This window comes from Methylosinus sp. PW1, from assembly GCF_000745215.1.
Lineage (GTDB): Bacteria > Pseudomonadota > Alphaproteobacteria > Rhizobiales > Beijerinckiaceae > Methylosinus.
Genome location: NZ_JQNK01000009.1, coordinates 1,071,995 through 1,084,119 on the forward strand (window position 1 = coordinate 1,071,995; position 12,125 = coordinate 1,084,119).

The 12,125-nt window shown below is 67.3% G+C and carries 9 protein-coding genes; 3 read left to right on the top strand and 6 right to left on the bottom strand.

From position 1 onward, the window contains the following. Positions 1 to 62: 62 nt before the first annotated feature. The 5 genes from K369_RS14685 to K369_RS14705 all read right to left on the bottom strand — a co-directional run bounded on the left by K369_RS14685 (position 63) and on the right by K369_RS14705 (position 6,768). On the bottom strand, positions 63 to 659 hold the full coding sequence (locus tag K369_RS14685) for a Yip1 family protein (RefSeq protein WP_036292216.1): 597 nt from the start codon (positions 657 to 659) through the stop codon (positions 63 to 65). 93 nt (positions 660 to 752) lie between these two features. Then, a complete protein-coding gene (locus K369_RS14690) occupies positions 753 to 1,229 on the bottom strand; it encodes a hypothetical protein (RefSeq protein WP_036292218.1) in 477 nt (158 codons plus the stop codon). 168 nt (positions 1,230 to 1,397) lie between these two features. Beyond that, entirely contained in the window at positions 1,398 to 2,063 is a 666-nt protein-coding gene (gene fixJ / locus K369_RS14695) for a response regulator FixJ (protein ID WP_036292220.1), read from the bottom strand. Continuing rightward, entirely contained in the window at positions 2,060 to 4,837 is a 2,778-nt protein-coding gene (locus K369_RS14700; RefSeq protein ID WP_245278205.1) for a PAS domain S-box protein, read from the bottom strand. Before K369_RS14700 ends, fixJ begins: the two co-directional genes overlap by 4 nt. A gap of 323 nt (positions 4,838 to 5,160) precedes the next feature. Beyond that, positions 5,161 to 6,768, bottom strand: a complete 1,608-nt coding sequence (locus K369_RS14705) for a globin-coupled sensor protein (protein WP_036295329.1) — start codon at positions 6,766 to 6,768, stop codon at positions 5,161 to 5,163. 274 nt (positions 6,769 to 7,042) lie between these two features. Between K369_RS14705 and K369_RS14710 the strand changes: the two genes are divergently transcribed. Continuing rightward, on the top strand, positions 7,043 to 9,547 hold the full coding sequence (locus tag K369_RS14710) for a tetratricopeptide repeat protein (protein ID WP_245278206.1): 2,505 nt from the start codon (positions 7,043 to 7,045) through the stop codon (positions 9,545 to 9,547). An 18-nt stretch (positions 9,548 to 9,565) separates the two neighbouring features. Here the strand turns inward: K369_RS14710 and K369_RS14715 are convergent, their stop codons facing one another. Further along, the gene (locus K369_RS14715; protein ID WP_036292223.1) at positions 9,566 to 10,897 is read right to left on the bottom strand and encodes a TldD/PmbA family protein; all 1,332 of its coding nucleotides are present in this window, start codon (positions 10,895 to 10,897) and stop codon (positions 9,566 to 9,568) included. A gap of 205 nt (positions 10,898 to 11,102) precedes the next feature. On the opposite strand from K369_RS14715, the gene K369_RS14725 reads away from it, so the two are divergent. Together K369_RS14725 and K369_RS14730 are read left to right on the top strand one after the other, a co-directional pair. Then, complete coding sequence (locus tag K369_RS14725; protein ID WP_036292225.1) at positions 11,103 to 11,474, top strand: DUF2946 family protein; 372 nt, start codon at positions 11,103 to 11,105, stop codon at positions 11,472 to 11,474. Positions 11,475 to 11,561: 87 nt separating this feature from the next. Then, a complete protein-coding gene (locus K369_RS14730) occupies positions 11,562 to 12,107 on the top strand; it encodes an RNA polymerase sigma factor (RefSeq protein ID WP_051949318.1) in 546 nt (181 codons plus the stop codon). Positions 12,108 to 12,125 lie beyond the last annotated feature (18 nt).

Consider the following 12,125-nt stretch of genomic DNA (forward strand, 5'->3'; position numbering starts at 1 on the left):
GCCTGGGTCATTCCGGATCGATCCGAACCGGAACGACTCCAGAGGGAGCGAGACGCCCCGCCTCACACGGTCGGCGCCGGGACCAGCATATGGACGATCATGCCGTGCAGGAAGGACGCCGCAATGCCGAGCACCAGGGCCGCCGCAGTGTAGACGTCCGAATATTCCTCCTTGCTGCGCATCATTCGCGAGACGCCGACATAGAAGAGATAGACTGCGAAGACGCCGAGCACGTCGAGCCAGCGCAGACCCGGAACGAGGCCGAAGATCTCGGCGAGCCAGATGGGCGTGTAGGAATAGGCGATGAGCTTCAGCGCGCGCAGATCGTCGCGCTTGCCCTCGAAGCTGGGCGCCAGCATCGAGATCACCAGAGCCACGCCATAGAGCAGCGGCAGGCCGAGCCCATATTGCAGCGCGGCGCGGATGAGGCCGGTGAAGAAGGAGTAATGCACGATATTGGAGCCGCGCGAGAAGCCGAACAGCCAGCCGCCGAGGAAATTGGCGATGGCCGGCACCGCCGCGAGATAGAGGATGTAATTGCGATAGAGATCGAGAGCGGTCGTCTGCTCCGCCTCGATCGCCGCCCACTCCGTCTTGGGCGACGATATGATGCGCTTGGCGCGCTCTAGAATGTCCCGGAGCCGCTCCTTGATGTCCATGCTCTACTCCCCTGCCTCGCCCTGTTGCGCCGCAGCGGGAGACTGGCCCAAGGCGCGCGCAGAAACAAGCGCGCTTGCGCCCACGGCGGGGGATCAGTCGACGCCTGTCCACTCCCGCGCAAGCTCCTCCGCCCCCATCAGCCGCGCGAAGCAGGAGAGGAGCGGCAGCGCCGCGGCGCTCTCCTCCTCTCCGTCCAGCGGAAGGGGCGAGGCGTCCTTCACCACTATGATCGGATGGCCGGCGAGAAATCCGTCGATCGCGGTCTCCAGAGCGAGATCGCCGAGCGCGTCGCCGAGCAGAATCAGCAGCGGGCCGCCGAGGCCCTCGAACAGCCGCAGGAAGCCGGCGTCGCGCAGCAACGACGGCGCCTCGGCGCGCAGCGCCGTCTCACCAGCCGCCGCGCCGGCGGAGCCCGCCCGCTCCAGAGCGAGATCGCGCTCGACGAAGACGGTCGGCAGGCCGGCGGCCTCCCATCGTCGCAGCAGCCGCGCGCCAGCCGTTTCGAGAGCGCCAGGCTTTCGCGTCGGCCGCGGCTCCCGCGGACGGCGCCTCTCGGCGATGCAAACCAATATGGCCCTTGGTCGCGGGTCGAGGATCGGCGATCGAAACACAGTCGGATCCGTTCCAAAATGCGGCCTTTGCTGTCCGGCGGCCGTCGCCGGTCTTTCGAGGCCTGCGTGAAATCTCGTAATTTTCTACCTATACGTGAAGGATAGCAGAGCCTGCGCCTCGCCGCATCATCCATCGCCCCTCGTCTCGCCCGCCGCCTCGCTCTGGCCCTCCGCCTCGCGCTCCGCCCGCGGCGCCTGCACCAGCGACATGCGCACCAGCTCCGGCAGGCTACCGGCCTGCATCTTGGCCATCACATTGGCGCGATGCACTTCCACCGTGCGCACGCTTATGCCGAGCTCATGAGCGATGATCTTATTGGGCTGGCCGCGCAGCAGAGCGGCGAGCACCTCGTTCTCGCGGCTCGTCAGCGTGGTGAGCCGGCGCTGTATCTCCTGCGCCTGCAGATCGCGCGCGCGCTTGCCGCTGTCATAAGCGAGCGCCTGACGCACGGCGGAGAGCAGCGATTCATCGGTGAAGGGCTTCTCGAGAAGATCGAGCGCGCCCTCCTTCATCGCCTGCACGGCGAGCGGCACATCGGCATGGGCGGAGATGACCACCACCGGCAGCGACAGCCCCATGTTCTTCACCTTCAGCAGCAGCTCTATGCCGGTCATCTCCGGCATGCGCACGTCGGTGACGATGCAGCCTGTGGCGGCGCGATCGACCCCGGCGAGAAAATCGACGGCCGATCCATGCGTCGTCACCTCATGGCCTTCGGTTCGCAATAGCAAGCGCAGCGCGTCGCGGACGGCGGCGTCGTCGTCGATGACATGCACGGTCGGCTCGCTCACTCTTCCTCCTCCATCGCGGCCAGCGGCAGCGTGAAGCTGAATGTCGCGCCGCCGTCGCTATTGGGACCGGCCCAGATTTTTCCGTAATGCGCCTCGACGATCGAACGCGCGATGGTGAGGCCGACGCCGAGGCCATTGGGCTTCGTCGTCGCGAAAGGCTCGAAGAGGCTCGCGCGCGCTTCCTCGGAGAGGCCTGCGCCCGTGTCGGCGACGTCGAGCCGCACCATCGATCGGCCGCAGAGAGCGGTCGAGATCGTCATCCTGCGCGTGCGCGAAGCGCTCATCGCGTCGCGCGCATTGCGCATGAGATTGACCAGCACCTGCTTGATCTGCACGCGATCGGCGAGAATGCGATCATCGGCGGCGTCGAGGCGACAGACGACATTTATGCCCGACTGCTTGGCTTCGACGATGACGAGCTCATGCGCCTCGTCGAGAATGTCGTGCAAATTCTGCAGCGTCTTGTCCGGCTCGCCGCGCGAGATGAACTCGCGCAAATGCGCGATGATCTGGCCAGCGCGCACGATTTGCGTCGCGGCGTTGTCGAGCGCGTCCTCGACATTGGCGGGGCGCTGCTCGACCGGCATTTGCAGCAGGCGGCGCGCCGCCTTCAGATAGATGGCCGTGGCCGAGAGCGGCTGATTGAGCTCATGCGCGAGGCCGGCCGCGAGCTCGCCCACCGCATCCAGCCGCTCGGCGTGCAGCTTCTGCATGCGCGCCTCGATCTTGCGCCGCTCGGTGAGGTCGCGGATGAAGGCGATATAGAGCCGGCGGCCATGATAGGAGGCTTCGCTGACCGCGAGATCGACGGGAAAGAGCCCGCCGTCCTTGCGACGACCCTGCGTCTCCACGACATTGCCGAGCGACTCCCGCTCTTCCATGAAACAGGCGCCGGCGCCGGCCTTGCGGCCGCCGAAGAGACGCACCGGCACCAAAGTCTCGACATGCGCGCCAATCGCCTCCGCCTTCGCATAGCCGAACATGCGCACGGCGGCGGAGTTGAGCGATTGGACCGCGCCTCTCTCATCGACGGTGAGGATGGCGTCATGTGCGCCTTCCACCGTGGCGTAGAGGCGCGCCTCCTTGTCCACCAGCGCCTGCTCTATGCGCTTGCGCTCGGTGACGTCCTGCAGATAGCCGTGCCACAGAGTCGCGCCATCGGGCTCGCGCGTCGGCTTCGATTGCGCGTCCACCCATATCCAGCCCTTGCGCGGATGATTATAGCGATAGCTCTCGCGCCATACGCTCATCGAGCGCGCCGATTCGGCGATGCTGTCGAGCACGCGCGGCAGATCGTCGGGATGAACGCGCGCGAACTTGCCGTCGACGCCCTGCCGCAATGTCTCGGCGTCCATGCCGTAAATGTCTTCCACATTGGGCGAGGCGTAGGGCATGGAGGCCTTGCCGTCGGGGCCGAGCCGATAAGAGGCGATGAGGCCGGGCACGGAGGCGGCGACGCCGGCGAGCTGATCGGCGAGCCGCGCCTTCTCGCGCAATTCGGACTCGATCGCCTTTTTCTCGGTGATGTCGCTGACGACGCCGATGAGCCGCACGGCGCGGCCGTTCTCGACCAAGGCCTGGGCGCGACATGCGATCCAGCGCAGAGCGCCGTCGCTCTTTCTGTGAATGCGAAACTCCGCCTGATAGCGCCCCTCGCCATGCGGATCGATCGCCGAGCGCACCGATTGGCGCACCGAGGCGACATCATCCTCGTGCACGATGGCGAAGACCACCTCCGGCGAGAGCGGCTGATCGGCGGGAAAGCCATAGATATCGCGATATTTCTGATCGGCCTCGGTGACGTCCGCGGCGATGTCGTATTCCCAGCTGCCGATCGCGCCGGCCGCGAGGGCGAGACGCAGGCGCTCATTGCTGCGCCGCAGAGAATCCTCGATCTCGCGGCGGTCGGTCACATCGATGGCGGCGCCGATCGCGCGCGTCGCGACGACGCCGCGCGAGGTGCGGCGGAACTCGAATTGTCCGGCGAGAGCGATCCAGCGCAAGGCGCCGTCCATGCGCCTGATGCGCATCTCATGGCTCCACTCGCCATTGTTCGCGCCCGCGCAGGCCTCGAGAAACTTGCGCTCGAAATCGCCTTTGTCCGCATCGACCAACATAGCGCTCGCCTCGGCGAAGCAGAGCGTCTGATCCGGCGCCAATCCCAAAATCTCATGCATGGTTACGGAGAAGCGGCTCGTCCCCGTCACGAGATCGGCGTCGAAAGTGCCGACGCCGCCGGCGGCCACGGCGAGCCGCGACCATTTCTCGCGCTCGCGCAACGCCTCATTGGCGGCGAAGGAGCGCTCCATCCATTTCATCTGGGTGAGATCGGTGACGATGGCGAGGCGCGGCCCCGCATCCTCGGCCGGCGCGCCCAGCTCGACGCTCGCCGACAGCAGCGAGCCGTCGGCGCGGCGAATCTCGAACTCGCGGCTCGCCGCCTCCGGCGCCGCGAAGAAGTCGGCGAAGCGCTCGGCCTGCTCGGGCGCGATATGATCGAGCATGCTGTCGCCGATGAGCTGCGCCGCCGGGCGGCCGATCATCTCGCGAAACTGGCGATTGCAATGCAGGATCACGCCCTCGGCCGAAAGCTCGATCGAGCCTTCGCGCATCTGCTCGAGCAGACGACGACAGAAATGCTCGACGCCCTCGCGGGGCGCCGAGGACGCAGCCGGCGCCGTTCGCGCTCCGAGACGCTCGCGGCTCTGCCCGGCCTCGAGAAGAAGCCGACGCAGATCCTCGATATCCTGAAGCTGGTCGCCTTGCTCGTCCACCGACTTCCTCTCCCCTTCCGAGACGCGAGCGTCATGAGGCGCCCGAGCCGGGAAGGTGTTTCCCACCACGGCGCGGCTGCGGACCGCGCGATTTGCGAACGTCGCGTTCGAGCCGTCGACGGCGCGCTTCAGAGGCGAGAGCTCGCGCCTCGCTTAGGGATTCGGTGGCTTGTAAGACAGGCGCGGCCGGCAGGCTTCCTGTGGAAACTACTTAGCGCGCTCTTTGCTCTACTATGCCGGAAGCGCAAAAAAATATGCGCCAGATCAATCATCTGGCGCATATTGTGAAAGAAGCGGCTTATATTTCGTTCGCATTCGAACGATCAGAACTCTTCCCAGCCCTCATCCGCGGACGCAGCCGAGGCGCCGCGCCCGCCGGCGGAAGCGACGCGCCGCCGCGCCGGCGCCGCCTCGACGCGCCGCTCGCTCGCGCGCGGAGCCGCCGCCGGACGCGCGCCCTCGCTGCGCTCGATGCGGAAAACGGAGATGAGGCTCGAGAGCTCTTCCGCCTCATGACTGAGGCTGTGGCTCGCCGCCGTCGTCTCCTCGACCATTGTGGCGTTCTGCTGCGTCATGCTGTCGAGCTGGCCGACGGCGCGATTGACCTCGGTGAGGCCGGTCGCCTGCTCGCGCGAGCCGGCGGCGATGTCCGTCACCACGCGGCTCACCTCGCCGACCTGCGAGACGATGCGCTCCAGCGCGGCGCCGGTCTCCGTCACCAGCACCACGCCATTCTCGACCTGCGAGGTCGAGGCGGCGATCAGCGCCTTGATCTCCTTGGCCGCCTCCGCCGAGCGCTGCGCCAGCGCGCGCACTTCCGAGGCGACGACGGCGAAGCCGCGTCCCGCCTCGCCGGCGCGCGCCGCCTCGACGCCGGCGTTGAGCGCAAGAAGATTGGTCTGGAAGGCGATCTCGTCGATGACGCCGATGATCTTGCCAATATCGCGCGTCGAATTCTCGATGCGCCGCATCGCCTCCACGGCGTCGCGCACGATGGCGCCGCCCTTCTCGGCGTCGGAGCGCGTCACCTCGAACACCTCGCTCGCATGGCGCGTGCTGTCGGCGGTCTTGTTCACCGTCGCGGTGATCTCCTCGAGCGCGGCGGCCGTCTCCTCGAGATTGGCGGCCTGAGCCTCGGTGCGGCGGGCGAGATTGTCGGAGGCCTTGGCGATCTCGACGCTCGAGGAGCGGATCGCGCTCGCCGACGCGCCGACATCGGCGAAGGCGGTGGCGAGCTTGGCGGCCGCATTGTTGAAGTCTTCCTTGATCTTGTCGAAGCCGCCGTCGAGCTTGTCGACGACGCGCCGCTGCAGATCGCCGCGGGCGAGCTCCTCGAGCGCATGGGCCATCACGTCGATCGCATGGCGCTGATGCGCCTCGGCCTCCGCGCGCTGCGCCTCGGCGGTGCGGCTCTCCTCGCGCAGCACGTCGAGATAGACCGACACGGAGAGATTCATGTCGAGGAACACCGCCTTGACAAGCGCTGCGACGCCGCGGGAGGTGCGATCGACGCGCGCCTTGCCGGCGAGCATGGAGCCCGAGAGATTGTCCTCGACAATGGCCTGAATCAGACGCTCGGTGATGAGCGCATAAGCGGAGATATAGAAGCTCGGCTCCAAGCCGATGCGGGCGTGCGCCTGGCCGACGGCCGTCACCATGCGCACATATTCCACGCCGAACTCGGCCTCGGTGATCTGCGCCCAATGGCGCATCTGCGCGGATTTCGCCGCCGCCATATGGCGCTCGTCGGAGAAGAAGCCGCGCAGCTTCGCGTCGCCGCGAACCTTCTCGTAAAAAGCGTCGAGAGCCGGGCCGAGGGCCTTCGAGATGACAGGCTTGACCTGGCGCAAGGCGCCGCGGGCCGCCTCGTTCATCTCCATGAACGCCAAACTGTCGTTCAGAGATGAGCTGCTCTTCGAAGACTCGGCCATCTTTTGCTCCCGCAATTCGTTAACCATCGGGCGCGCCGCCTCCGCGAATCATATTCGCGCGCTCCCGTGCTTACGGATTAAGCGATATGGGAAGTTTCGGCATTACTAACATGTCGCAATTCGTCATTGCATCGCACAGTCCTGCAACGACGAAACATTATCACATCAGTAAAATATTAGACGCCAGCCCGAGACAAGCTCGCCTCGCTAGTCGAAAGCTTCGTCCCTCTGCGTCGAGGCCTACTCATTGAAATCGAAACAGCAGAAACGACATGTGGCCACGGCGCCGCGGCCCGTCGATGCGAGCGAATTGCTCGCCGATCTCATGGCGAGCCTGCGAGCGGACGACCTTTCGACCGCGCTGCGAAAAATCGACGCATCCCGCGCGCTCGTCGACGGCCACGCCTTCGCGAGCTATCTCGCCGGCCTCGTCCGCGTCTCGCTCGGACAGGACGAGGCGGCGATCGATCATTTCGGCAAAGCGATCGCCATCGATCCCGATCATGCGCAGGCGCTCTACGGCCGCGCGGTGGCGCTGCAAAAATCCGGACGGCCAGAGGCGGCGATCGCCGACCACGCACGATCGCTGCGGCTCGATCCCGGCAATGTCGAGGGCTGGCTGAATTATGGCGTCGCGCTGCAAATGACGGGACGCAGCGCCGAGGCCGTCGACGCCTATGGGCAATTGCTGGCGCGCGCGCCCGGCCATGCGCAGGGCTTCGCCAATCGCGGCCTGTCGCTGCATGCGATCGGCGAGGATACGCGCGCGATCGAAGATTACGACTGCGCCATCGCGCTTCTTCCCGCCGATCCCGTGCCGCAGCGCAACAAGGCGGTCTCGCTCGCGCGTCTCGCGCGACACGAGGAAGCGCTCGATTGCTTCGCGCGCGCCTTCGCGCTCGATCCCACCTGTCTCGACGCCGCCGATGGCGCGCTTTCGGCGCTCGTCGCTCTGCGCCTCTTCGAGGAGGCCGTCTCCTTCTGCGACACTGTGCTGAGCCTTGCGCCCGGCCATGTTCCGGCGCTGCTGACCAAGGCCAATGCGCTGCACGAAACCAAGCGCTACGCCGCCGCGCTCGCAATATTCGACGAAGCTCTCTCGCGCGCGCCGCAGGATCCCAAGCTGCTCACCAATCGAGGCATGAGCCTGTTCGAGCTCGGCCGGCTCGAGGAGGCGCAGTCTTGCGCGCTCGCCGCCATCGCCGCCGATCCGACCTTCGCGCTCGCCTGGCGCTGCCGCGGCATGGTGGAGATGCGCCGCTCCGATCTCGACAACGCCCTCGCTTCCTTCGACGCGGCGCTGCGCCTCGCAGACAATGAGCCGGACGTGCATTGCGGCCGCGGCATCGTGCTGAAAGAGCTCGGCCGCTTCGACGAGGCGCGCGCGCAATTCGACCGCGCGCTCGAGATCGATCCGCGCCATGCGGAGACGAAAGCCAATAAGGGCACGCTGCTGCTGCTGCGCGGCGAGTTCGAGCAAGGCCTCGAGCTGTTCGAGCATCGCTGGGTGCTCGACGACCGCCCCAAGACCGAGATCGCCTATCGCTGGCCGGAATGGCGCGGCGAGCCGCTGACCGGCAAATCCATCCTCATTCTCGACGAGGCGGGCCTCGGCGACGCGCTGCAATTCATCCGCTATGCGCCCTTGCTGGCGAAGGCGGGCGCGAAGGTCGCCTATCATTGCCGCCCCGCCCTGCTGCGCCTGATGCGCGGCCTCGGCGAGAGCGTCGAGATCATCGCCGCTCTGGCGCAGGATGCGGCCTATGACTATTGCGTCACCCTATGCAGCCTGCCGCACGCCTTCGGCACGCGCGCGGAGACGATACCGGGCGACCCCTATCTTTCTGCGGAGCCGGAACGCGTGGCGCTGTGGCGCGAGCGTCTCTCGGGCGAAGGATTGAAGGTCGGGATCGCCTGGCAAGGCAGCGCGCATTCGCGCTCCGACCATGCGCGCGCCGCGCCGCTCTCGTCTTTCGCGCCGCTCGGCGCCATTCCCGGCGTGCGGCTCTACAGCCTGCAGAAGAATTTCGGCGCCGATCAATTGCGCGACGCGCCCATGCGCGTCATGTCCTTCGGCGAGGATTTCGACGCCGGCGCCGACGCTTTCGTCGATACGGCGGCGGTGATCGCCAATCTCGATCTCGTCGTGACGATCGACACATCCATCGCCCATCTCGCCGGCGCGCTCGGCAAGCCGGTGTGGATCGCGATCAAGCATGCGCCGGAATGGCGCTGGCAATTGGAGCGCGAGGACAGCCCCTGGTATCACAGCGCGCGGCTGTTCCGTCAGGAGAAACGCGGCGATTGGCGCGACGTGTTCGCCCGCATCGCGCGCGAGCTGGAAGCCCTCGCGGCGCCGCAGGCGCGGCCGGCCGAGGCGGACGCCATTCTCATTCCCGGCTCCGTCGGCGAGCTGATCGATCGCATCACGATTCTGGAGATAAAGGCGCGCAAGATCGCCGACGCCGAAAAGCGCGCCAATGTCGCGCGCGAGCTGGCTCTGCTGCAAGGACTGCGGGACGAGCGCGGCTTCGTCGGCGGCGCGCTGGATGCGCTGGCGCGCGAGCTGGAGGAGACCAATCTCGCGCTGTGGAACATTGAGGACGATATTCGCAATTGCGAGAAGCGCAGCGATTTCGGCCCGCAATTCATCGCGCTGGCGCGCAGCGTCTATCAGCGCAACGACCATCGCGCGGCGCTGAAGAAGCGCATCAATCTCGCCTGCGGCTCATTGATCGTGGAAGAGAAGTCCTATGACGAGGCGCCGCGCGCCTCGTGAGCTTTCGCTGACGACTGGTCAAATCCCGCTCGATTTCGACGAGAACTCGAAACCTTCGATCAGCATGGGCGGGGCCGAGATCGCGGCGCCGCCCATCTCGGTCTTCACGCGCTCGCTCGCGCCGATCGCCGCTATGCGCGAGAAGGCGCCGTGGAGATTCTCGTTGAAGCGCATGTTGCGCACGGGCGCGACGACCGCGCCATTCTCGATGAGGAAATTGCCGTCGCGCGTCAGCCCGGTGAGCAGCAGGCTGCGCGGCTCGACCATATTGGTGTACCAGAAGCGCGTCACCAATATGCCGCGCCGCACGCCGCGGATCATCTCCTCGAGGGGAGTCGTCCCGCCGGCGACGGTGAAATTCTGCGCCGCCGGAATGGCCTCTGCGCCGGTCTTCTGCGCCCAATAGCGCGGACGCGCGAGCGTCTTCAGCACGCCCTTGTCCACCCACAGCCGCGCCTCCTGCGCGAGACCCTCCTCGCCGAAGGGCGCCTCCGGCGCGATCGGGTCGCGCGGATCGGAGCGCAGGGAGAAATCGGCGCTGAACAGAGCCTCGCCGAGCTTGGTTCCGCCGCCGGCGCGGGAGAAGAAGCTGCGGCCCTCGTCGGCCGGTCGGGCGCGCAGCATCCACATCAGCCATTGCGCCAGCTCGCCCACCGCCGTCGGCTCCAATATCACCGTATAGCGTCCGGGCTCGAGATCGAGCGGCTCCTCGTCGCGGGCGGCCTTCAGCGCGGCGCGGCGGCCGATGTCGGCAGGATCGAGCTGCGCGACCGAAAAATGCCGGACGCCGGCCCAGCCGGACCAGCCGTCGCTCTTATGGCGCGCCGTGGACGAGAGATCGACGAAGCTCTCGCGATCATAGGCGAAGAGTCCGGCGCTCGAGGCCAGCGCCGAGAAGCGGCGGCCGGCCGCCGCGCAGCCGAACATGTTCACGCCCCGCGCCGTCCCCTCGGCGACGACGCGCGCGGTCGCCTCGGCGAGAAAGCGAAGATCGAGCGCTCCGGTCGCCTCGTCATAGCGGGCGCTCTCAGAATAGACCTGAGCGCCGAGCGGCGACAGAAATTCGGGGTCCTCCGGCAACAGCCGCGCGATCTCCTCCGAGCGCGCCACGGCGCGGGCGAGCGCCTCCCGATCGAGCCCACCGACCGAGACCGAGCCGACGCGCCCGCCGACATGCGACTCGATGCGCGTCTTCACATGCGCCGTCGCGACATTGGTGGTGACGCCGCCGCCGGCGAAGCGCAGGCTCTGCGCCTCCTCGCCCTCGATATGGATCACGCAGGACTCCGCCGCGGACAGGGACCGCAGACGATCGGCGAGGGCGAGGGCGTCGTCTCGCGTCAGGAACATGGCCGGCCTTTCTCATTCGACGGGTCCGGCGGCGGCCGGCGGTCGCATGATAAGATGGTTGTCCTCCATTCGAAAGCGTCCGGCGCGGCCGCGACTGTGGCCGCCGCGCAACAGCGGCTCGGATATTCGGCCGCGGCGGCGCCCGATCATTGACCCGGCAATTCCCGCGGACCTATTTTTGCGTTCGATGAGGACATTCTCCTCCATGCGCCGCCCCGCGCGCCGGCTTCTCGCCTGCGCAACGGTGATTCTCGCCCTGCTGCAGGCCATCGCCCTGCTCGGCTCGATAGCGCGGGCGCATGGGGCCGTCGGCCTCTCCCCCGCTCTCTCGGGCGACGCGCTCTGCGCAGCCGCCCGCGACGGCGACGGAGCGCCCCTCGCCCATCACGCCGGCGAGCATCATTGCGTCCTGTGCTCGGATCGGGGCGCCGAGCCGCCCGCCATCGCGCCCACGGCCGCGCCGCTCCTGCTGCGGCCCGACGGGGTGGCCAGCATAGGCGCGCGGGGGCTGTCGCCGCGCGCGCCGCCGCTCGGCTGGGCGAGCTCCTGGTCCTCGCGCGCGCCGCCATCGGTCTGAAAATCGAATGCCGCCGCCCCTCGGGCGAGCGGCCGGCCTCGACCTTTCGGATCAATCGCGCTCGCGCGCCAGCCAGGGCGTTCCACTTTGTCTCGATCGATCTCGTCGCGCGGCGATCGGCCTGCGGACGCCAAACCGTGGCGGCTCCGCGAGCTGTTTCTCGCCCATAAGCGCGATCTCTTCGGCTTTCTCGTGCGCAAGGTCGGCGCCGTCGATGCGCCCGACCTGCTGCAGGAGACGTTCCTGCGCATGGTCCGCCATGATCGGCCCGAGACCATCGAGGACCCGCCGGCCTTTCTCAAGCAGATCGCGGTCAATCTGGCCCGCGACTTCGCCCGCCGCCGCAGGACCGAGGAGGGTCGTCTCCAATTCGGCGATTATGTGATCGACCCGCCGGCGCCGGAAACGCCGATCGAGGAGCGGCTCGACTATGAGCGGCGCTCGGCGCTGCTGAAAGCGGCCATGGCGACATTGCCGCCGCGCTGCCGCGAGGCCTTCGAGCTGCATATCTATAACGACGTTCCGCTCGTCGAGGTGGCGCGGCGGATGGACATATCCGACCGCATGGCGCGCAAGCATGTCAGCGTCGCGCTGCGCGCCTGCCGCGCCGCGCTGCGGAGCGAGGCCGAGTGATTTTTTCCCGTTTCGAGG

Coding starts and splice junctions, on each gene's coding strand:
- K369_RS14685 (WP_036292216.1), bottom strand. CDS start 659: ATGGACATCAAGGAGCGGCTCCGGGACATTCTAGAGCGCGCCAAGCGC.
- K369_RS14705 (WP_036295329.1), bottom strand. CDS start 6,768: ATGGCCGAGTCTTCGAAGAGCAGCTCATCTCTGAACGACAGTTTGGCG.
- K369_RS14715 (WP_036292223.1), bottom strand. CDS start 10,897: ATGTTCCTGACGCGAGACGACGCCCTCGCCCTCGCCGATCGTCTGCGG.
- K369_RS14725 (WP_036292225.1), top strand. CDS start 11,103: ATGCGCCGCCCCGCGCGCCGGCTTCTCGCCTGCGCAACGGTGATTCTC.